The sequence below is a fragment of the Methylosinus sp. Sm6 genome (assembly GCF_019802345.1).
Classification (GTDB): Bacteria; Pseudomonadota; Alphaproteobacteria; order Rhizobiales; family Beijerinckiaceae; genus Methylosinus.
Genome location: NZ_JAINDZ010000015.1, coordinates 61,357 through 81,613, shown reverse-complemented (window position 1 = coordinate 81,613; position 20,257 = coordinate 61,357). Strand labels below are relative to the sequence as shown.

The 20,257-nt window shown below is 65.9% G+C and carries 16 protein-coding genes and 1 pseudogene; 7 read left to right on the top strand and 10 right to left on the bottom strand.

All coding sequences use genetic code 11. The features are described from left to right. Window positions 1-54: 54 nt before the first annotated feature. The 3 genes from K3F48_RS11950 to K3F48_RS11940 all read right to left on the bottom strand — a co-directional run bounded on the left by K3F48_RS11950 (window position 55) and on the right by K3F48_RS11940 (window position 3,917). Window positions 55-1,326, bottom strand: coding sequence for a choice-of-anchor tandem repeat GloVer-containing protein (locus K3F48_RS11950; protein WP_222575667.1), 1,272 nt, complete (start codon window positions 1,324-1,326; stop codon window positions 55-57). A 105-nt stretch (window positions 1,327-1,431) separates the two neighbouring features. Then, complete coding sequence (locus K3F48_RS11945) at window positions 1,432-2,685, bottom strand: glycosyltransferase (RefSeq protein ID WP_222575666.1); 1,254 nt, start codon at window positions 2,683-2,685, stop codon at window positions 1,432-1,434. Next, window positions 2,682-3,917 (bottom strand): glycosyltransferase, encoded by a 1,236-nt coding sequence (locus tag K3F48_RS11940; protein ID WP_370631408.1) that lies wholly within the window; start codon window positions 3,915-3,917, stop codon window positions 2,682-2,684. Before K3F48_RS11940 ends, K3F48_RS11945 begins: the two co-directional genes overlap by 4 nt. A gap of 89 nt (window positions 3,918-4,006) precedes the next feature. On the opposite strand from K3F48_RS11940, the gene K3F48_RS11935 reads away from it, so the two are divergent. Next, window positions 4,007-4,912: a hypothetical protein gene (locus K3F48_RS11935; RefSeq protein ID WP_222575665.1), complete on the top strand. Its 906-nt coding sequence runs from the start codon at window positions 4,007-4,009 to the stop codon at window positions 4,910-4,912. A 75-nt stretch (window positions 4,913-4,987) separates the two neighbouring features. Continuing rightward, window positions 4,988-6,151, top strand: a complete 1,164-nt coding sequence (locus K3F48_RS11930; protein WP_222575664.1) for an LptF/LptG family permease — start codon at window positions 4,988-4,990, stop codon at window positions 6,149-6,151. Window positions 6,152-6,234: 83 nt separating this feature from the next. Here the strand turns inward: K3F48_RS11930 and K3F48_RS11925 are convergent, their stop codons facing one another. From K3F48_RS11925 to K3F48_RS11905, 5 genes and pseudogenes are all read right to left on the bottom strand, one after another. Then, on the bottom strand, window positions 6,235-7,758 hold the full coding sequence (locus K3F48_RS11925) for a SpoVR family protein (RefSeq protein ID WP_222575663.1): 1,524 nt from the start codon (window positions 7,756-7,758) through the stop codon (window positions 6,235-6,237). Continuing rightward, complete coding sequence (locus K3F48_RS11920; RefSeq protein WP_222575662.1) at window positions 7,758-9,065, bottom strand: YeaH/YhbH family protein; 1,308 nt, start codon at window positions 9,063-9,065, stop codon at window positions 7,758-7,760. Before K3F48_RS11920 ends, K3F48_RS11925 begins: the two co-directional genes overlap by 1 nt. 37 nt (window positions 9,066-9,102) lie before the next feature. Further along, complete coding sequence (locus K3F48_RS11915; RefSeq protein ID WP_222575661.1) at window positions 9,103-11,046, bottom strand: PrkA family serine protein kinase; 1,944 nt, start codon at window positions 11,044-11,046, stop codon at window positions 9,103-9,105. A 312-nt stretch (window positions 11,047-11,358) separates the two neighbouring features. Continuing rightward, window positions 11,359-11,796, bottom strand: coding sequence for a Fur family transcriptional regulator (locus K3F48_RS11910; RefSeq protein ID WP_222575660.1), 438 nt, complete (start codon window positions 11,794-11,796; stop codon window positions 11,359-11,361). Window positions 11,797-11,913: 117 nt separating this feature from the next. Next, window positions 11,914-12,270 (bottom strand): annotated as a pseudogene (locus K3F48_RS11905) (winged helix-turn-helix transcriptional regulator); the annotation flags it as partial. 72 nt (window positions 12,271-12,342) lie between these two features. Here K3F48_RS11905 and K3F48_RS11900 point away from each other — a divergent pair. After that, complete coding sequence (locus K3F48_RS11900; RefSeq protein ID WP_222575658.1) at window positions 12,343-12,960, top strand: FMN-dependent NADH-azoreductase; 618 nt, start codon at window positions 12,343-12,345, stop codon at window positions 12,958-12,960. 63 nt (window positions 12,961-13,023) lie between these two features. Here K3F48_RS11900 and K3F48_RS11895 read toward each other — a convergent pair whose 3' ends face one another. After that, window positions 13,024-13,893, bottom strand: a complete 870-nt coding sequence (locus K3F48_RS11895) for a right-handed parallel beta-helix repeat-containing protein (protein WP_222575657.1) — start codon at window positions 13,891-13,893, stop codon at window positions 13,024-13,026. Window positions 13,894-14,140: 247 nt separating this feature from the next. On the opposite strand from K3F48_RS11895, the gene K3F48_RS11890 reads away from it, so the two are divergent. The 4 genes from K3F48_RS11890 to K3F48_RS11875 all read left to right on the top strand — a co-directional run bounded on the left by K3F48_RS11890 (window position 14,141) and on the right by K3F48_RS11875 (window position 19,220). After that, window positions 14,141-15,388, top strand: a complete 1,248-nt coding sequence (locus K3F48_RS11890; protein WP_222575656.1) for an argininosuccinate synthase — start codon at window positions 14,141-14,143, stop codon at window positions 15,386-15,388. Window positions 15,389-15,472: 84 nt separating this feature from the next. Next, window positions 15,473-16,816, top strand: a complete 1,344-nt coding sequence (locus K3F48_RS11885; RefSeq protein ID WP_222575655.1) for a TAXI family TRAP transporter solute-binding subunit — start codon at window positions 15,473-15,475, stop codon at window positions 16,814-16,816. A gap of 152 nt (window positions 16,817-16,968) precedes the next feature. Continuing rightward, complete coding sequence (locus K3F48_RS11880; protein WP_222575654.1) at window positions 16,969-17,724, top strand: ATP-binding cassette domain-containing protein; 756 nt, start codon at window positions 16,969-16,971, stop codon at window positions 17,722-17,724. Then, window positions 17,721-19,220, top strand: coding sequence for a glycine betaine ABC transporter substrate-binding protein (locus K3F48_RS11875; RefSeq protein WP_370631407.1), 1,500 nt, complete (start codon window positions 17,721-17,723; stop codon window positions 19,218-19,220). Before K3F48_RS11880 ends, K3F48_RS11875 begins: the two co-directional genes overlap by 4 nt. Window positions 19,221-19,280: 60 nt before the next feature. Here the strand turns inward: K3F48_RS11875 and era are convergent, their stop codons facing one another. Continuing rightward, window positions 19,281-20,180 (bottom strand): GTPase Era, encoded by a 900-nt coding sequence (era, locus tag K3F48_RS11870; protein ID WP_222575653.1) that lies wholly within the window; start codon window positions 20,178-20,180, stop codon window positions 19,281-19,283. Between the last annotated feature and the right edge of the window lie 77 nt (window positions 20,181-20,257).

Here is a 20,257-nt window from a genome sequence, read left to right as displayed (position 1 = left end):
CGCGCGGCTTATAGGGTCTTATCGGCGCAGGCTCAAACCAGCCGCCGTCGGCGCTCACTTATAAACGAAGACCGTGCCGCAGCCGTAGAGGCCCTTCGGGCAATTGGCGCTGCGGTCGCCTCCGGTCAGCGTCGTCCCATAGATCACGCCATTGGTCATGACGATATCGGCGTAGGGAACGTCTCCCCCCGCGTCCATCGGCTTGAAGGAATGGAGAACCTTCGCGCTCCACCGCGTCCCCGACGCCGGCGGGCTGAGCCTGTAGAGCGTTCCGCCGCCGCTGGCGCCGCCTCCGCCGCTGGTTCCGTAGAGATTGCCCGAGGCCGCCCGGACGAAGCCGGAATGCGGCAGATTCGGCAGCGCGGTCCCCTGGCCGAACACATAGAGCTGCTTATAGGTCCAGGCGCCGCCGGTTTTCGCTGGCGGCTTCAGCGAATAGGCCGTTCCATAGCCGGAGGCGTTGCCGCCGAAAGTGGTCGTTCCATAGATGGTCCCGTCCGGGCCGAGCGCGAGGCGCCCCTCCGGATTGGCGCCGTCGGTCGACTGGGGGATTTGGATGGTCCCCTTGAAATTGTAGATGACGGAATAGGACCCGCCCTTGGTGACGCGGAACACCGCGCCCTGATTATATTTGCCGCCGCCGAAGGTCGTCCCGTAGATCGCCCCGTCCTTGCCGAAGATCAGCTCGCCTTGCGGTCCCGAGGTGAAATTGCCGGCGAAATTGTGCAGGATGCTGAAGACGCCGGTCGCGCCGATCTTGAAGATGACGCCGGACTGATTGGAGCCGCCGCCCGAGGTCGTTCCGTAAATCGCGCCGTCCGAGCCCACCAGCACGCCGCCGATCGGCGTCGTTCCATGCGTGCGGTCGAAACGGCGGATCACCTTATATGTATAGGTCGATCCCGAGGGCGTGAGCCGGAACACCTCGCCGCATCCGCAGCTGGGATCGGCGCCGGCGGAGGTGGTTCCATAAATCTTGCCGCCGGCGATGGTGAGCGGGCCCGTCGGCGCGATGCCGTCCGGTCCGAGCTCGAACTTATGTAGGATCTTGAAGGTCCAGGTCGTCCCGCTGGTCGGCTTCACGAGCTCGTAGATGACGCCGCAGGTCGAGCAATTGCCGCCATAGAGCGTGGTCCCGAAGATATTGCCGGCGGAGTCGACGGCGATGCCGCCACGCGGCCAATTGCCGTTCTTCGAGAACTTGTGAATCGTCGAGAAGATATCGGCGAATTGGGTCGCCGCCTCTTGCGCCAGCGCGCGCTGGTCGAGCGTCGAAGCTCCGAGAAACAGGATAAAGGCCGCAAGGGCCTGCCGAGCCGAACGCATCGGTTCCTCCGTCGCACGAAAAATGGCCCGTTCAATCGGGCGCTATTCTGAACGCGAGGATCGTTAAAGGCAATGGCCGCGCCCGAGGCAGGCGGGTGCGAGGCGTCAGTCTCGCATCGCCGCCTCGCGCAGCAGAGCGGGAACGAGCGAAGCGAGCCGGCGCGCATAGGCGGACAGCGAGAAATTCTCGTCGTAAGTGCGCCGCGTCGCGCTCGCCGCGCGCTCGGCCTCGGACGCGATGCGCGGATCGTCCGCCGCGTCGCGCAGGGCGCGGGCGAAGGTCTCGGCGTCGTCGGCGATCACGACATTGGGGAAATCCGCCGCATTCATGCGCATGCCGCGAAAAGCGTGGCGCGTCGCGATCATCGGCAGGCCGCTCGCCATCGCCTCCACCGTCTTGATCGACAGTCCGTGACCGCTGATCGTCGGCAGCAGCACCAGGCGCGCCGCGGCATAGACGGCGGCCGGATCCTCGACGCGCCCGATGAAGCAGGATCGAGCGGCGCGATAGATCGCCGGGTCGCGCGCCTTCACGCCCGCGTCCACATTGCCGACGATTTTTATGGGCGGAGCGCCGGCGCGGCCGAACACCTCGCGCAGGAACCAGATCACGCTCTCGACATTGGCGCTGTTGTCGCTCGCCACCAACACGATGTCCGGCCCGCCGGGCCCGAGCGGCGCGTCCGGCGCGCCGGGATAGTGCAAGGCGTGAGTCTTCTCCGGCAGGAGAGCGCGGAAATCGTCATATTCCTGCGCGTTGAGATGCAGAAGAACATCGGCGCCGCGCATGAGATCGAGCTCCCGGGCGAGCATCTGCTCATAGCTCACGCGGGGAGAGAGGAGGAAGGCGCGCTCGTTCATCAGAGCGAACTGGCGCGCCTGAAGATCATGCGTGTCGAGCAGGATCGGCGCGCGCGCGGCGGCGAGCCGCTTCGCGACCGGCATCAAAAAGAAATGATTGCAGTGAACGAGATCGAAGCGGCGTGCCGCCAGCGCCGCCGAGACTCGCGAGCGCTCCGCGATTCCAGCGCGGATGATCGCCTGATCGCCGTGCAGATAGGGCCACAGCGCTTCGCTCAGGAAGCGCGGCGCGACGAAGGCGCGAAAGGGCGCGCCGCCGAACCAGCGCTCGCCCTGCGACAGCTCCGGCGTCGCCTCGACGAAACTGCGCCAGCGCCATGCGCGCTCGGGCGCAAAGCCCGGCAGGTCGCTGACGGCGATGGGCGCGACGCGCGCGCCGAGCGCGCGATAGGCGGCGATCTGCCCGAGCACGACGCGATAGGTTCCGCAAGAATGCCAGGCCGGATGCACCAGCGCGACGTCGCGGCCGGCGAGCGGCTGTGGCTCGGTCCCGCTCACGCGCGCAGCAGCGGCGCCGCCGCCTCCTCGAGCGCGCGCGCATAGGCGTCGAAGCTGAATTTCTCGTCATAGAGTCGGCGCGTGTCGGATTCGCCGCGCGACGTCGTCTCGGAGCGCGTTCCGATCGCGCGCAGCGCGGCCGCGAAACTCGCCGCGTCGTCGGCGAGAGTCACATTGCGCAAGCTCGCGGGATCGAAGCCCATGCCGCGAAAGGCGTGGCGCGTGGCGATCAGCGGCGCCCCGCTCGACATCGCCTCCACCGTCTTGATCGACAGCCCGTGTCCCTCGATGGTCGGCAGCAGCACCGCGGCCGATTGCGCATAGACGGCGTTCAAATCCTCGACGCGGCCCTTGAACAAATGGCGATGCGCCTCGTACAGCGGCCTGTCGAGACCGGCGAGCCCCGAATCGATATTGCCGTAGATCTCGATCGCAACCTGCGGCGCCAGCGGCAGCGCCTCGGCCAGCAGCCAACGCAGGCTCTGCCGATTAGGCAAATTGTTGCTGGCGACGAAGATCACGCGCTCGCCGCCGGGTCCGCAGGCCACGGGCGCGATCGCCGGATAGACGAGACGGTGCGAAGACTGCGGCAGCAGCCGCGCAAAATCGGCATTCTCTTCCGCGTTCAAATGGATGCAGCGGTCGGCCCGGCGCATCCAGTCGAGCTCGACGGCGAGCAGGTCCTCATAGCGCGCGACCGGCGGCGCGCAGAAGCGCGTCTCGTTGCGCAGGACGAATTGGCGCGCCTGAATGTCCTGCGTCTCGAGCAGAACCGGCAGGTCGCGCGCGGCCTTCAAGCGCGCGACCAGCGGCAAAGTGAAGAAATGATTGGCGTGGACGAGATCGATCCGCTCCCTCTCGACCCCGCTCGGAAGCTCGACGCGCTTCGTCATCTCGATGAGATAGCCGGCCTCGTCGCCATGGACCACGCGCCACCATGCGGGCAGGCCCATGCGCGTCGGTCCGCAGAAATAGCGCGCGTCGGCGGGAAGATCGGAGGTCGCGGCGATATAGGCCGGCCAGCGCCCGCCGTCGGGCGGCGGCGGCGATGGCGCATCCATCACCGCGATCGAGATCGTTCGCGCGCCGAGGGCGCGATAGGCGAGCAGCTGACTCACATTGAGCTGATAGCTGCCGCAGGAATGCCATGCGGCGTGAACCACTGCGACCGTCCTGCCGGCGAGCGGCCGGCTGGCGGCGGCGACGGGGCTCGAAACGGCGGTGTCGATCACGGCCTCCTGCAACCTCCGGGACGCAAAGGGAAAATCTCCTTCCCAGCGTCCACTTGCTCGGAGGCGTAATTTCCAAGTAGAAGGCTTATATGAGCGACGGCCCTGCAAATCCACCCCTATCCTCCCCCGAGACTTTCGAGCCCGAACAGAGCGCGGCCGCCAATGAGGCCAAGCGCTGCGGGATCGCCATTGTCGGCAACGACAAGATCATCGACTGGCTCCTGCCCTTCCTCGAGAGCTATCTCGCGACCAATGCGCATCTGCCGATCTACCTCATCCCCTATGACGAGAATGTCGCGCTGACGCGCCGCGCCGCGGACATCTATGGCGCGCATTTCATCGAGGAGACGCCGGCCGCGATCGACAGTCTCGCGCTCGAGCTCTATCCTGGCTTTTTCAACAGCCATCGCCGGCGCCTGCGCAAGCTCCACGCGCTCGCCCTTCCGCTCGACGAGGTCGCCTATGTCGATGTGGACGTCGTGCTGTTTCGCGATTTTGCGCCGATCTTCGGGCGGCTCGAGGCCGGCCAGACGGAGTTCATCGTCGCCTCTGGGAGCCTCGAATATGTCTACAACGAGAAGCGCGCCAATTACGACTTTCTGCGCGACGCTTTCCTCTTCAACGACGGCTTTTGGATCACGTCGAGCAAATATCTGAAGATCGAGCATTTCATCGAGACGATCCGCGAAGATGCGGCGATCTTCCACGAAGTGCGCAAGCGCGGCCAATTATTCGCGCAGCCGCTCGTGAATTTCGTGACGCACCGGCGCGGCGTCGCCATTTCCACTCTGCCGCAATGTGTCGAGAAAGCTTCGTCCGAGAGCTTCTATAAAGCGAAGGGGATCACATTCGAGGACGGCAAGCCGCTCGATCCCTGGGGCGCCGAAATCTATTTCGCCCATTGGGCGGGCGCGACACTGCTGCCCTCGACCCGCGCTTTCGACGCCGCCTGGAAGGAATATTCGCGCCGGGCCTGGGAGCGATTTCGCAAATAGGCCGAATTCCGCTATTCATATGCGGCGAAGGCGCCCCTGCAGAGGCGTCGCGCGCCGCGCGCCGGAACGGGATCCATGCCTCGCTTATTGTTCGTCTATCTCGCCCGGCGCATCCTGTTCAGCATGGCGGTCGTGCAATTCGCCCTCAGCGTGCCGGTCGTTCTGTCCTATCTGCTCTACACGCTCACGCCGGCGGCGATCCGCGCCGGCCTGATGGCGCCCGCGCTGATCGGCACGACGCCGACCGTCGCCTACATCACCCTGCCCATGGCGATCGGCGTCGCCACGGCGCTCGAATTCGCGCGCATGTCGAGCGAGGGCATGATCGCCGTTCTCTATGCGCTGCGGCTGTCGGTATGGGCCGTGTGCCGGCCGGCGATCGTCTGCGCCGGGGCGATGGTGCTGCTCGGCTATGGCCTCGCCAATTTCATGGCCCCGCATTATGCGGGCGCGCTGCAGGATGTCATCAATGTCGTGCGCAACACGCTGAACCACCGCATGCTGGAGGCGGCGCGCTTCTACACTTTCGACAATGGCTTGAAGACACTGTACCTCGAGCGCTGGGAGACGCCGGACGTCGCCGTCAACCTGTTCGTGCGGCAGCTGTCGCTGGCGAAGAACCAGGAGGAGACCATCACCGCCGCACGCGCCGAATTCCGCCGCACGCCGACCGGCGTCATCCTGGCCTTGTCTCGCGGCAGCATTCAGACGCGCCCGTTCGACGCCGACGAGGTGCGCATCGCCGGCTTCGACGAATATGCGATGGCGCTGCCGATGCAAGGCAGCGAATCGCTGCCGGCGCGCAGCTGGCGCGGCGTCTATGAGATGGGTCCGCGCGAATTCCTCGATGATTGGAGCGTGGCGCGGCTCGACCGGCGCCTCTCCGGCGAATGGGCGGCGGAGGCGGCCAAGCGCTTCGGCATGCCGCTGCTCTCCCTCGCCCATACATTGCTGGCGATGGCGCTGGTGCTGACGTTCGGCAATGTCACCGGCCGGCGCGGCGCGTCGAGCAGCCTCGTCATCATCGCCGTTCCGGCGGCGCATATCTTTTTTCTGGTGGCGCTCGAGACCCTGCTGCGCGCCGATCCGCGTTACGCTTGTCTGCTCGCGGCGCTGATCGCCGCAGAGATCGCGATCGCCGTCGTCCTGATCTCGCGGCGGAATAGAAACGCGAGCCCGATGCGCCGCGTCTCGGCCTATGAGGAGGTCGACCGGGAGCGCGAGAGCCTCGCAGCTTAGCGGTTTCGAAATGCGAGCCTGCTGAAGGCTCGCGGTCCAGGGGGCGGGGCTTGGACAGCGAGCCTTCAGGCTCGCTCCTTTTCTCACCCGTGCTCCGGCCGCACCATATGCTCCTTGAGCACCTGCTCGTTGGTCGAGTCGATCTCCTGCAGCAAGACTTCGTAGCCCCAGAGATTGGCGAGATGGCCGAGCACCATGGAGGCGTTGGCGAGCTCGAGCATTTTTCCGTCGCGAACGCGGTGATGCAGCACGAGCTTGCGATTGCCGGCGAGATCGACGTCGACGATCTGAATATCCGGGGCATATCCGCCCACCTCATATTGGGCGGCGAGGCTGCGGCGCAGGTCGCGATAGCCGCGTTCATTGTGGATCGAGGCCACTTCGAGATGCGGATGCTCGCGATCGTCGACGACATGGAACAGCCGCCAATTGCGGATGAGCCGCGGGCTCAGGAATTGCGCGATGAAACTGTCGTCGCGGTAATTCGCCCAGACATGGCGCAGAACCTCCATCGCGTCGCCGGTTCCGGCGATCTCGGGGAACCAGTAGCGGTCCTCCTCGGTCGGCTCGCGCACGATGCGCTCGATGTCGCGCATCATGTCGAAGCCGAGCGCATAAGGATTGATCCCGCTATAGGACGGGCTGTCGTAGAAGGGCTGGCGCGTGGCGTTGGTGTGCGAGGTCAGAAATTCGAGAAAGCTGCCGTCGCCGATCTGCCCTTTCTCGTGCAGCCGGCCGAGCAGGCGATAATGGCAATAGGTCGCGCAGCCCTCGTTCATCACCTTGGTCTGCTGCTGCGGATAGAAATATTGCGCGATCAGCCGGACGATGCGCAGCACCTCGCGTTGCCAGGGCTTCAGCCGCGGCGCCACCTTCTCGAGAAAATAGAGGATGTTCTCCTGCGGCAGGCCGAGCAGCGCGCGCCGCTTGTCGCTGGCGAGCTGGCGCGAGCCGCGCGCGCGGCCCGGCACGGTGCGCCAGAGATCGTCATAGAGCCGCTCGCGCTCCTCCTTGCGATCCTGCTCGCGCTTCTCCTCCAATTGCAGATTCATCGGCCGCTTGCGCGGATAGCGGTCGATGCCCTGCGGCATCAAGGCATGGGCGGCGTCGAGCAGGCGCTCGACCTCGGCATGGCCGTAGCGCTCCTCGCAATTGGCGATATAGGTCTTGGCGAAGGAGAGATAATCGAGAATGCCTTCCGGATCGGTCCATTGCCGAAACTGGTAATTATGCTTGAAGAAGTGATTGTGGCCGAACGCCGCATGGGCGATCACCAAGGTCTGCATCGTGGCGGTGTTCTCCTCCATGATGTAGCTGATGCAGGGATCGGCGTTGATCACGATCTCATAGGCGAGGCCCTGCAGGCCCATGCGATAGACGCCCTCATGCTGGGCGAATCGCTTGCCGAACGACCAATGCTTGTAGAACAGCGGCATTCCGGTCGAGGCGTAGGCGTCGAGCATCTGCTCGGCGGTGATGATCTCGATCTGATTGGCGAAAGTGTCGAGGCCGAGCTCCTTATGGGCGATCGTCGCGACCGCGTCATGGACGCGCTGGATCGTCTCGAAATCCCAATCCTTGCCTTCGAAGAGCAATTCGCCCCGCATCAGTTAGCCTCCGCGGTCTTGGCGGCGCGCCGCTGGAACAATTGGCGGAACACGGAATAGATGTGCTCACGGCGCGAGACGCGGCGCATCTGGAACTTGTCGTTCTCCTTCTGCAGCGTGGCGTAGGTGATCCACAGCGAGCTCTGGCCGTGGTGCGGCACATAGCCATGCGTCTCGGCGTTCGGTCCGCTCACCTCGACATAAGCGAAATATTGGCAGAGCGGCAGAATGTGGTTCTGCAGCAATTCGCGCGTCAGCGGATTGTCGCTCGACAGATTGTCGCCGTCCGAGGCCTGCGCGGCGTAGATGTTCCAGACGCCCGGATCATAGCGCTCGCGGATGACGCGCGCCATTTCCTGCAGCGCGGACGACACCATGGTGCCGCCGGTCTCGGCGGAACGGAAGAAGGTCTCCTCGTCCACCTCGCCCGCCCTGTCGGTGTGGCGGATGAACACGATCTCCACGCGCTTGTAGCGGCGCGTGAGGAACACATGCAGCAGCATGAAGAAGCGCTTGGCGAGATCCTTCATATGCTCGGTCATCGAGCCGGAGACGTCCATCAGGCAGAACATCACCGCTTGAGTGACCGGCTTCGGGAAGCGCTCGAAGCGCCGATAACGCAGATCGATGGGATCGAGATAGGAGATGCGAGCCCGCTTCTGCTGCAGCGCCTTCAGCTCGGCGCGCAACCGCTCGGCCTCGGCCGAGTCGCGCAGCGCCGCCGCTTCGATCCGTTGGGCGAGCTCGTCGATGGTCTGCTGCTTCGGCCGCTTCAAGGCGATGCGGCGCGACAGCGAGGTCTGCAGCGTGCGATGCAGAGCGAGATTGGCGGGCGTGCCGCTGGTGGTATAGCCGGCGCGGCGCAGCCCTTCCTTCTCGGTCTGCGCGACGCGCCGCTTGGCGAGATCGGGCAGCTCGAGATCATCGAGGAAGATGCTCAAAAACTCGTCGCGCGTGAGGATGAAGCGGAAGGCGTCCTCTTGCCCATCGCCGCGGCCGACCTGGCCGCCGGCCCCTTCGCCCTCGCCCTCGCCCTGCGGGCGCTCGATCAGATCGCCTTCGACATATTCCTTGTTGCCGGGCAGCACGAGGTCGCGCCGCGAGCCCTGCGTATGGCGGAAGGTGGGCTCGCGCGTTCCCTCGGAGGGGATGGAGATTTCGCCGGGGCTCTCGAGGTCGCCGATCGCGCGATCCTTGCTCGCCTCGCGAACCGCCTTCTCCACCATGTCCTTGGCGCGCCGCAGAAAGCGCTGGCGGTTGGCGAAGCTCTTGCTTCCGGGGTTCAACCGACGATCGACGATGTGCATCGTTCCATCACCCGCTCTTCGCCGGCCTCCCTCTCCGTCAGCCGGCCTGTTTGACGCGCATGTACCATTCGACCAGACGGCGCACCTGTCGCTCCGTATAGCCGCGGGCCATCATGCGGCTTACGAATTCTGCATGTTTTTTTTCTGTCTGGGTGTCTTTTTTCGATCCGAACGAAATGATCGGCAGCAGCTCCTCGACCTGCGAGAACATGCGCCGCTCGATCACGTCGCGGATCTTCTCATAGCTCGCCCAGGATGGATTTCTCCCTTCGTTGGCGGCGCGCCAGCGCAGCGCGAACTTCACCACCTCATTGCGGAAATCCTTCGGATTGGCGATGCCGGCGGGCTTCTCGATCTTGGTGAGCTCCTGGTTCAGCAGGTCGCGGTCGAGCATCTGACCCGTGTCCGGGTCCTTGAAATCCTGATCCTCGATCCAGGCGTCGGCATAGTCGATATAGCGGTCGAACAGATTCTGGCCGTAGTCCTGATAGGATTCGAGATAGGCCTTCTGGATTTCGTTGCCGATGAACTCGGCGTAGCGCGGCGCGAGCTCGGCCTTGATGAACTCGAGATAGCGCTTTTCCGTTTCGGCCGGCAGCTGCTCGCGGCGCAGCGATTGCTCGAGCACATACATGAGATGCACCGGATCGGCCGCGACCTCGACCGTGTCGTGATTGAAGGTCGCAGCCAGAACCTTGAAGGCGAAGCGGGTGGAGAGTCCATCCATGCCCTCGTCGACGCCGGCCGCGTCCTTGTACTCCAGCATGCTGCGCGCGCGCGGATCCACCTCGCGCAGGCTCTCGCCATCGTAAACGCGCATCTTGGAGAAGAGGTTCGAGTTCTCGTGCGGCTTCAGGCGCGAGAGCACGATGAAGCGGGCGAGCATCTCGAGCGTGCTCGGGGCGCAGCTCGCCTCGGCGAGCTCGGAGCCGTGCAAGAGCTTCTCATAGATGCGCTGCTCCTCGGTGACGCGCAGGCAATAAGGCACTTTGATCACATAGATGCGGTCGATGAAGGCCTCGTTGTTGCGGTTGTTCTTGAAGCTCTGCCATTCCGCTTCGTTGGAATGCGCCATCACGATGCCGGAGAAGGGGATCGCGCCGATATTCTCGGTGCCGATGTAATTTCCCTCCTGCGTCGCCGTCAGCAGAGGATGGAGCATCTTGATCGGAGCCTTGAACATCTCGACGAATTCGAGCAGTCCCTGATTGGCGCGGTTGAGCCCGCCCGAATAGCTGTAGGCGTCCGGGTCCGCCTGAGCGAGCGTCTCCAGCTTGCGGATGTCGACCTTGCCGACCAGCGACGAAATATCCTGATTATTCTCGTCGCCGGGCTCGGTCTTGGCGATGCCGATCTGCCGCAGCCGCGACGGCGTGAGCTTGACCACGGCGAACTTCGTGATGTCGCCGCCGAACTCGTCGAGCCGCTTCAGGCACCAAGGGCTCATGAGGCCGGTGAGGCGCCGGCGCGGAATGCCGTAGCGATGCTCGAGCATGTCGCCGGCGGTCGCCGGATCGAACAGGCCGAGCGGGCCCTCGAACACCGGCGAAAGCTCGTCGCCGGCCTTGAGCACATAGATCGGATCGACCTCCATCAGCGCCTTCAGCCGTTCGGCGAGGGAGGATTTGCCGCCGCCGACGGGGCCGAGCAGATAGAGGATCTGCTTGCGCTCCTCGAGCCCTTGCGCCGCATGGCGGAAAAAGCTGACGATCCGCTCGATCGTCTCCTCCATGCCGAAAAATTCGGCGAAGGCCGGATAGATGCGGATCGTCCGGTTCATGAAAATGCGGCCGAGCCGCGGGTCGCGCGAAGTGTCGATCAGCTCCGGCTCGCCGATGGCGTCCAGAATGCGCTCGGCGGCGCTCGCGTATGTCTTCGGATTTTCACGGCAGAGGTCGAGATAGTCGGACAGCGACATCTCGACCGCCCGCCTCCCTCTGTAGGTCCGCGCAAAATCAGAGAAAACGTCCGAGTTCGTCATGGGGCACCTGTCGCCTTGCCGCGCTACGGCTCATCGTTCCGACGACCCGGGAATAGCCTCGGGCCGTCCCTCGCCAGTTCCGGTCGACCGCCCCACCCCCGTCGACCGGGAGCATGCGAGGCAAAGATTGTGCCGGGCTGGCGGGAAGCCTCTCTCAACGTCCATATGAGCATCGCATCGGGCTCAGGGTAGACGTGACGGTTCTTTCCGTCATCAGTTGGGGCGTCGAAACAGATATTGGCGAAGTTCGCGCGCCGCGTCGATATGATTCGTCGCGAGCATGGTAAAGTTCTCGACGGCGAGCGGTCTCGGTCAAGCCTGGCGCGCCGCCTCGAGGCAGCGCGCGCAGCGGCCGGCGATCTCGATGACGCGCGTGCGCGGCTCGAAGCGCACGGCCTGGCTCGAGCCCGTCAGCGCATTCGCGAGCGCGGGCGAGGTCGCCTCGCGCACCTCGCCGCAATCGTCGCAGATGAAGAAGATCACCGGCTCGCCTTCCTCGTGATCATGGCCGCAGACGACGAAGGCGTTGCGCGAGGCGAGCCGATGGGCGAGGCCCTGATCCAGCAGATAGCCGAGCGCGCGATAGACCGAGATCGGGGCAGGACGCTTGCCGCTCTCCTCCGCGAGCAGGTCGATCATCTCATAGGCGCCGACCGGGCGGTTGGCCTTGGTGAGAATATCGAGGGCCGCCCGCCGCGCGGGTGTGAGGCCGCGCGGCTGCGTCCGCGGCGCGACTCGCTTTGTGCTCATGGCTCATTGTAGCGTGTCGGCGCGACGAAGACGAGCGCGCCGCGGCAACCCGGTGTCGCGGACAGGGCCCGCGCGCATCTGCCGGCCTGAGAAGGATGAGCCGCCGACCTCGCGAGCCGCGTCGAAGCTGCGGCGCGCGTCCTCGATGCGGTCGATGTTCTGCATCGCCCAGTCTCCCAGCCGCTGGACCGGCTCCAGCAGCGAGCGGCCGAGCGGGGTCAGCTCGTAGTCGACCCGCGGCGGAATGCTCGGAAAGACCGTGCGCGTCACGAACCCGTCGCGCTCCAACGCCCGCAGGGTGAGCGTGAGCATGCGCTGCGAAATGCCGCCGACCCGCTTCCGGATTTCATTGAAGCGCAGCGGCCCGTCGCTGAGCAGCGCGACGACCAGAATCGTCCATTTGTCGCCGATGCGCGACAGCACCGCGGCGATGCGTTTGCAATCTCCGGGAACATGAGTGTGACCGCGTTCCAAAAATGTGCCTCCTTGCGCGCCAGCAACGAACTCATCTAGCCTGAGTTACTCAAATATACCAGGAGCGCGCAAATGACAGGCTTGTTGCATATCGATTCCAGCATCCTTGCCGAAGGCTCGGTCAGCCGCCTCCTCACGGCGGAGCTCGTCGCCAGGTTCGGCCGCGAGATTCCCGGCCTCGCGATCACCTATCGCGATGTCGCGGCGTCCACGCCGCCGATCCTGTCGAGCGCCCATTTTTTCGCGCGTGCGAGCGGCGCGGAGCCCGATGACCCGCAGCTGCGCGCCGACCTCGCGCTCGGCCGCGAGCTGCTCGACGAGTTTCTCGCGGCGGACATCGTCGTGATCGGCGCGCCTATGTATAATTTCTCGGTCCCCACGCAGCTGCGCGCGTGGATCGATCATCTCGTCGTTCCCGGCCGGACCTTCGCCTACACGCCGTCGGGCATTCAGGGGCTGGTCTCCGGCAAGCGCATCATCGTCGTCTCCACGCGCGGCAATGTCTACGCCGGTGACGTCCCGCGGGCGCCTTTCGATCACCAGGAGGCCTATTTGCGCACAGCCTTCGGCAATATCGGCGTATCCGATCTCGCCTTTGTCCGCGCCGAGGGCGTCGGCCTCGGCGAGGCGCAGAAAGGCAAGGCGATCGAAGCGGCGCGACGGGACATTTCGGCGCTGCGAGCCGCGTGAGAAACGTCACCAGGGGCGCTCCGGCGCGATCCCCGGCGACCGACCCCGACCCGTCGGCGGGCCTCACTGCCCGCCGACGACCGTCACCACGCCCGAGACGTTGGTGGCGTTGTCGCGGATGAAGTTGTTGCCCGCGCTCTCGATCTTCGATCCGCCGCCGTAACGGACGAGGCCGGTGACGTTCTGGGATGCGGTGGAATGGGCGATCTCCAGTCCGGCCTGCCCGCCGGCCGCATAGCCGACCGAGCTGTTGGTGACGAGCGAATCGGTCACGCTCACATGGTTCCAATAGTCGACATAGACGCCCGCCGATCCGGCTCCGTTCACGGTGAGATGGCGGATCGCGCCCGAGGCGGTTCGGGGCGTCGAGCGGACCCACACGCCATCCTGCCCGACATTGATCACGGTCGTATCCTCGATGAGGAACTTGATCTGGCCGACCGTCGGGGCAATCGCCACTCCGGCGCCCCAGAAGTCGCGAATGACGCAGTTCTTGACCGTCAGCGCGCCGGCGGACAGGGCGTTCACGCCGCGGAACGCGATGCCTTCCGGAGCATGAGCGCCGGAGCCGACGAGCTCGAGGCCGATGATGTTGACGACATCGGCCACGCCGGCGGCGACCGTGACGGCGTCGCCGACGCCGTACTGGCGGATCATCGCGCCCTCGACGCCGGAGACGGTCAGCGACTTGCCGATGGTGAAGGCGCCGAACTGGCCCGGCGTGATCGCCTTGACCTCGCCGCGCACGGCGGTCTGGCCGACCGCATAGCCGAAGGTGCGGCAGGCGGTCGCCGTCGTCGCGCAATCGCCGGAGTCGGCGCCAGCGCTCGAGACATAGGTGATCGGCGAGCCGGCCCAGGCGGGGCCGACGAAGGCGCAGGGAGCAACAGCGGCGGCGAGGAGCGCGGAGCGAAGACGAAGGAAGGCGCGCATTTTGTAAACTCCTGTTTCGATTTTCGACGCCGCGGTGACCGCCGCCGCGTCCATGGCCGAGCTTCTAGCCGGCGACGGAGCGCGCCGACATGCGCCAGAGCACGCGCCGAGAGACCGGCGAGGCCCTTCGCTCGCCTTCGTCCGATGATCCATCCGAGCGCTGGTTGCGAGCGCCTTGCACAGGCGGCGAGCGCCGGTATAGTCGCGCCACGATTTCGGCCGCCCGGCCATGGAGAAGAAGAAAGTCATGTCTCGCGCCAAGAAAGACGTCAAACGCGTCGTCCTCGCCTATTCGGGCGGCCTCGACACCTCGATCATCCTCAAATGGCTGCAGACGACCTATGGCTGCGAGGTCGTGACCTTCACCGCCGATCTCGGCCAGGGCGAGGAGCTGGAGCCGGCGCGCGCCAAGGCGGAGCTGCTCGGCGTCAAGCCCGAGCACATCTTCATCGAGGATCTACGCGAGGAGTTCGTGCGCGACTTCGTCTTCCCGATGTTCCGCGCCAACGCCCAATATGAGGGGCTCTATCTGCTCGGAACCTCGATCGCCCGTCCCCTCATCGCCAAGAAGCAGATCGAGATCGCGAGAAAGCTCGGCGCCGACGCCGTCTGCCACGGCGCGACCGGCAAGGGCAACGACCAGGTGCGCTTCGAGCTCGGCTATTATGCGCTGGAGCCGGACATCAATGTCATCGCGCCCTGGCGCGAATGGGATCTGACCTCGCGCACCGCGCTCATCGACTTCGCCGAGAAGAACCAGATTCCGATCGCCAAGGACAAGCGCGGCGAGGCGCCCTTCTCGGTCGACGCCAATCTGCTGCACACCTCCTCCGAGGGCAAGGTGCTCGAGGACCCTGCGCAGGAAGTGCCGGATTATGTCTATTCGCGCACCGTCGATCCCGAGAAGGCGCCCGACGTTCCGCAATATGTCACGATCGACTTCGAGAAGGGCGACGCCGTGGCCGTGGATGGCGTGGCGCTCTCGCCGGCGGCGCTTCTGACCAAGCTCAACGAGCTCGGCCGCGCGCATGGAATCGGCCGGCTCGACCTCGTCGAGAACCGCTATGTCGGCATCAAGTCGCGCGGCATGTACGAGACGCCCGGCGGCGCCATTCTGCTCGTCGCCCATCGCGGGATCGAGAGCGTGACGCTCGACCGTGGCGCCGCGCATCTCAAGGACGAGATCATGCCAAAATATGCCGAGCTGATCTACAACGGCTTCTGGTTCGCGCCCGAGCGCGAGATGCTGCAGGCGCTGATCGACAGGAGCCAGGAGCTGGTCGCCGGCCGCGTGCGGCTGAAGCTGTACAAGGGAAGCGCCATCGTCGTCGGGCGCGAGAGCCCCTATTCGCTCTATGACAAGGAGCTCGTCACCTTCGAGGAGGGCGCGGTCGCCTATGACCACCGCGACGCCGAGGGCTTCATCAAGCTCAACGCGCTGCGCCTGCGCACGCTCGCCAAGCGCAACGCCCGCGGCGCCAAGGGAGGCGCATAATTTTCATCGGTTCGCCTTGGAGAAATCCACAATCGGTCGCACATTGCCGGCAGATTCGGCTTCGTGACCGAGGCTGCCCGAAAAATGACGCGAACCGTTCTCGCCGCCGTCGCCGCCGTTCTCGTGATCGTCGGCGGCGTCGCGGCGGCGCTCTACGCCTATAATCGTCCGACCGAGCTGCGCGTCGCCGTGGCGCAGGGCGCGCAGGACTTCCGCCTGATGACGGCGGCGGCGCAGACCTTCGCGCATCAGCGCGAGGAGGTGCGCCTCAAGGTCGTCCCGGTCGCCGACGCCGCCGCGGCCGCGGCCGCTTTCGAGCATGGTTCGAGCGACCTCGCGGTGGTGCGCAGCGACGCTTTGCCGCCGGACGCGCGGGCCATGGTGGTGCTGCATCGCAATGCGGCGCTGCTGATCGCGCCCGGCGGAACGAAGCTGAAACGCATCGCCGATCTGCGCGGCAAGAAGGTCGGAGTGGTTCAGGAGGTCGCCGGCGCACAGTCCAATGCGCGGCTGCTCGAGACAATTCTGGATCAATATGACATACCGCGCCAGAGCGTGACGACGACCGTCATCGCTCCCGGGGCCGTCGAAGACTCGCTGCGCGCGCGCACGCTCGACGCCATCTTCCTCGTCGCGCTGCCGCAGATCGGCGTCGCCAGCGAGGTCGTCGGCAAGGTCGCCGCGGCCGGCAATGGCAAGGCGCCCGTCTTCCTGCCGATCGCCGAAGCCAAAGCGATCGCCAAGCGCGTCCCGACGCTGGAGGCCACGGAGGTGCTGCGCGGCGCGCTCGGCGGCGATCCGCCGCGCCCGGCCGAGCCTCTGGAGACGCCGAGCGTCGCGGTGCTGCTGGTCGGCCGGCCGGGCATCGCCGCGAGAGTAGCCGGCGAGGTCACGCGCGAGCTCCTCGTCCACCGCGCCGCGATCGCCGTGCTCGCGCCGCTCGCCAATTACATGGAGGCGCCGTCCACCGACAAGGACTCGGCTGTGCCCGCGCATCAGGGAACGATCGATTTCATCGACGGCAACGAGCACGGCTTCTTCGACACATACAGCGACTTCTTCTATCTCGGCGCGATGCTGATGTCGCTCGTCGGCTCGGCCGCGGCGGCCCTCGCGAGCCGCTTGCGCGTCACGACGCAGGAGCGCTCCGAGCAATTGATCGAGCGGCTGCTGGAAATCCTGCCGGCGGCGCGCTCCGCGTCCGGCGCCGCCGAGCTCGACGATTTCGAGCGCGAGCTGGATCAGGCGATCATCGACGCCATGGCCGACGTGCGTCTGCGCAATATGGCCTCGACCGAGCTGCATATGGTGTCTCTGGCGCTCGATCAGGCGCGTCTCGCCATTCAAGAGCGCCGTCGCACGCTCCGCGAGACCCGCGCCGAGATCGCGCCCGTCCGCAGCTTGCGCGAGGCGCGGGCGGCGGATTAGAGCGAGCTGCTAGCGGCATGATTCAGCCGATTTGACAGGGTGAAAGGGCGAGCCTTAGAGGCCCGCTCTCGCCGCGTCGCCCTCGTCGCGTCCCCCTTGGCGCGTCGCCCATTCGCTCCAGATAAGCGTCACGCCACGCGCACGCGGCCGTCATGATCCGTCTGGACGAGGTCAGCAAATCCTATGGCGACGTCCTCGCCGTCGATCGCGTCACGCTGACGATCGAAGACGGTCGCACGACGGCGCTGATCGGCCCGTCCGGTTCGGGCAAATCCACCCTGCTCTCGCTCATCGTCGGGCTCGAGCAGCCGGACGCGGGAACCATCGAGGTCGAGAGCCATCTGCTCACGCCGAAGTCGGCGCCGCATCTGCGCAGGCTGATGGGCTATGTGATTCAGGACGGCGGGCTGTTCCCCCATCTCACCGCGCGGCGCAACATCGAGCTGATGGCGCGCGAGGACGGCTGGTCCGCAGAGCGCCGCGCGGCGCGCCTCGACGAGCTCCGCCAGCTGACCCGCCTGCCGGGCGCGGCGCTCGAGCGCTATCCCGCCGAGCTCTCCGGCGGTCAGCGCCAGCGCGTCTCGCTGATGCGCGCGCTGATGCTCGATCCCGACATTCTGCTGATGGACGAGCCCTTGGGCGCGCTCGATCCGCTCATTCGCGCCGATCTGCAGGATGATCTCGCCGCCATCTTCGAGCGGCTGCGCAAGACGGTCGTCATCGTCACCCATGACCTTCCAGAAGCCGCCTTCTTCGCGGAACGAATCGTGCTGATGAATCACGGCCGCCTCGTGCAGACGGGCCGTTTCGCCGATCTCGTCGAGCGCCCGGCCGGCGAGTTCGTGACGCGCTTCGTGCGCGCCAGCGCGCGCCGGCTCGCCGATCCGCCCGCCGCGGGGCCGATGTGAATCGCGCCCTCACGATTTTCGCGATTGTGACGCTGGCGCTCGTCTGCGCCTGCTCGCGCCGATCCTTCGATGTGAGGGTCGGCTCCAAGACATTCGTCGAGTCGGCGATCGTCGCCGAGATCGTCGCCGATCTCGCCTCGGCGTCCGGCGCGAATGTCGAGCGCCGCCTGGGGCTCGGCGGCACACGCTTGCTGTGGAACGCGCTCGTCGCGGGAGAGATCGACGTCTATCCGGAATATTCGGGAACTCTGAAGCAGGAAATTCTCAGCGATCGCACTGTCTCGACCCTGGCCGAGATCGAGCGGGCGCTCGCCGAGCGGCAAATCAAGATGAGCCTGCCGCTCGGATTCGGCAACAGCTATGCGCTCGGCATGCGTCGCGACCGGGCGGAGGCCTTGCGCATCGCCGCGATCTCCGACCTCGCGCGACGGCGCGAGCTGACCTTCGGCGTCAGCGAGGAGTTCCTCGCTCGCGCCGACGGCTGGCCGGCGCTGCGCTCCGCCTATGGCCTCGATCCCGACACAATACGAGGCCTCGACCATCACCTCGCCTATAAGGGGCTGATGGACGGCTCGATCGATGTGATGGATCTCTACACGACGGACCCGGAACTCGCCGATCGGCGCATCCTCGTGCTGGACGACGACCGTCGCTTCTTCACCGAAAATCGCGCCGTGCTGCTCTATCGCGCCGATCTCGCGCAGCGCGCGCCCAAGGCGCTCGCCGCCATGCTGCGGCTCGAAGGGCGCATCGAGACCGCCGCCATGGCGGCGATGAACATCGCCGTGAAGACGGGGCTGCGCAGCGAGCGCGAAGCGGCGGCGAATTTCGTCGTAGCGCAATTCGGCGTCGTTCCGTCGCTTCCCTCGCATGGTCTCGCCGAACGGGTGTGGCGGCGCACGCTCGAGCATATCTTCCTCGTGTCCGTCTCTCTCCTCGGCGCCATTGTCGTGGCGCTGCCGCTCGGCGTGCTGGCGTCGCGGCGCCCGCGCCTCGGGCGCTTTGTGCTGGCGGGTGCGGGGCTCTTGCAGACCATCCCGTCGCTGGCGCTGCTCGTCTTCATGATCCCGCTGCTCGGCCTCGGCGCGGCGCCGGCGATCGCGGCGCTGTTCCTCTACAGCCTGCTGCCGATCCTGCGCAATGTCGCGACGGGGCTCGCGAGCATTTCGGCATCGATCCGCAATTCGGCGATCGCCATCGGCCTTTCGCCCCGGCGCCGGCTGCTGCTCGTCGAGCTGCCGATCGCCTCGCCCGCCATTCTCGCAGGCCTGGAGACGGCGGCGATCATCAATATCGGCACGGCGACGCTCGGCGCGCTGATCGGCGCCGGCGGCTATGGCGAGCCGATCTTCACGGGCGTGCGGCTCGACAATCTCGCGCTCATTCTCGAGGGCGCCGTGCCGGCGGCGCTGATGGCGCTCGCCGCGCAGGGGCTGTTCGCGCTGGCGGAAAGGCTGCTCGTGCCGAGAGGGCTGCGGTTGAAAGCGGGCGGATGAGACGACGACCGAATGCTTTCAGGCGCCCGCTTCGACGAGAATGCGGGCCCTTGCCGCCGCTCACTCCTTCGGAAAATCGAGCCGCATCTCGCGATAGCGTTCTGGATCGTCGGCCCAGTCCTCGCGCACCTTCACGAACAGGAAGAGATGCACCTTCTGCTCGGCGGCGTCCTCGATCTCGCGCCGCGCCGCCTGGCCGATCGCCTTGATCGTGCGGCCGCCCTCGCCGATCACGATCTTCTTCTGGCCGTCGCGCGCCACATAGATCGTCTGCTCGATGCGCGCCGAGCCATCCTTCTGGTTCTGCCAGGATTCGGTCTCGACAGTCGATTGATAGGGCAATTCGTCGTGCAGCCGCTCGAAAATCTTTTCGCGCGTGATCTCGGCGGCGAGGATGCGCAAGGGCGCGTCGGAGAGCTGGTCTTCGGGATAGAGCCAGGGCGAGGGCTTCATCATCGAGGCGAGCTTCGCCAGCAGGTCGGGCACGCCGTCGCCATTCAGCGCGGAAATCATGAAGGTGTCGGAGAAATCCGCCTTCTGCGTCACCGCCGCGGTCAGCCCCAGCAGCGATTCGCGCGGCACGACATCGACCTTGTTGAGCACGAGAATCTTCGGCGCCGAGAGCTCGCGCAGCTTGGCGATGATCTCCTCGACCTCCGCGTCGAGACCGCGGCGCGCGTCGATCAGCAGCACGATGGCGTCGGCGTCGCCGGCGCCGGCCAGCGCGCTCGCCACCATGGCCCGCTCGAGCCGGCGCTTGGGCGCGAATATGCCGGGCGTGTCGACCAGGATGATCTGCGCCTCGCCCGAGATGGCGATGCCGCGCACCAGCGCCCGCGTCGTCTGCGCCTTGCGCGAGACGATCGACACTTTGGCGCCGACGAGTTGATTGAGCAGCGTCGATTTGCCGGCGTTGGGCGCGCCGACCAGCGCGACGAAGCCGCAGCAGGTCTCTGTCACGAGAAGGCTCCAACGCGCGCCGCGTCCACCCTTCGAGACGCCCGCTTCGCGGGCTCCTCAGGGTGAGGGATTGTCCA

Bases quoted from the DNA above. Each gene is read 5' to 3' on its own strand.
- K3F48_RS11950 (WP_222575667.1), bottom strand. From the start codon at position 1,326: ATGCGTTCGGCTCGGCAGGCCCTTGCGGCCTTTATCCTGTTTCTCGGA.
- K3F48_RS11935 (WP_222575665.1), top strand. From the start codon at position 4,007: ATGAGCGACGGCCCTGCAAATCCACCCCTATCCTCCCCCGAGACTTTC.
- K3F48_RS11930 (WP_222575664.1), top strand. From the start codon at position 4,988: ATGCCTCGCTTATTGTTCGTCTATCTCGCCCGGCGCATCCTGTTCAGC.
- K3F48_RS11925 (WP_222575663.1), bottom strand. From the start codon at position 7,758: ATGCGGGGCGAATTGCTCTTCGAAGGCAAGGATTGGGATTTCGAGACG.
- K3F48_RS11920 (WP_222575662.1), bottom strand. From the start codon at position 9,065: ATGCACATCGTCGATCGTCGGTTGAACCCCGGAAGCAAGAGCTTCGCC.
- K3F48_RS11915 (WP_222575661.1), bottom strand. From the start codon at position 11,046: ATGACGAACTCGGACGTTTTCTCTGATTTTGCGCGGACCTACAGAGGG.
- K3F48_RS11910 (WP_222575660.1), bottom strand. From the start codon at position 11,796: ATGAGCACAAAGCGAGTCGCGCCGCGGACGCAGCCGCGCGGCCTCACA.
- K3F48_RS11900 (WP_222575658.1), top strand. From the start codon at position 12,343: ATGACAGGCTTGTTGCATATCGATTCCAGCATCCTTGCCGAAGGCTCG.
- K3F48_RS11895 (WP_222575657.1), bottom strand. From the start codon at position 13,893: ATGCGCGCCTTCCTTCGTCTTCGCTCCGCGCTCCTCGCCGCCGCTGTT.
- K3F48_RS11890 (WP_222575656.1), top strand. From the start codon at position 14,141: ATGTCTCGCGCCAAGAAAGACGTCAAACGCGTCGTCCTCGCCTATTCG.
- K3F48_RS11885 (WP_222575655.1), top strand. From the start codon at position 15,473: ATGACGCGAACCGTTCTCGCCGCCGTCGCCGCCGTTCTCGTGATCGTC.
- K3F48_RS11880 (WP_222575654.1), top strand. From the start codon at position 16,969: ATGATCCGTCTGGACGAGGTCAGCAAATCCTATGGCGACGTCCTCGCC.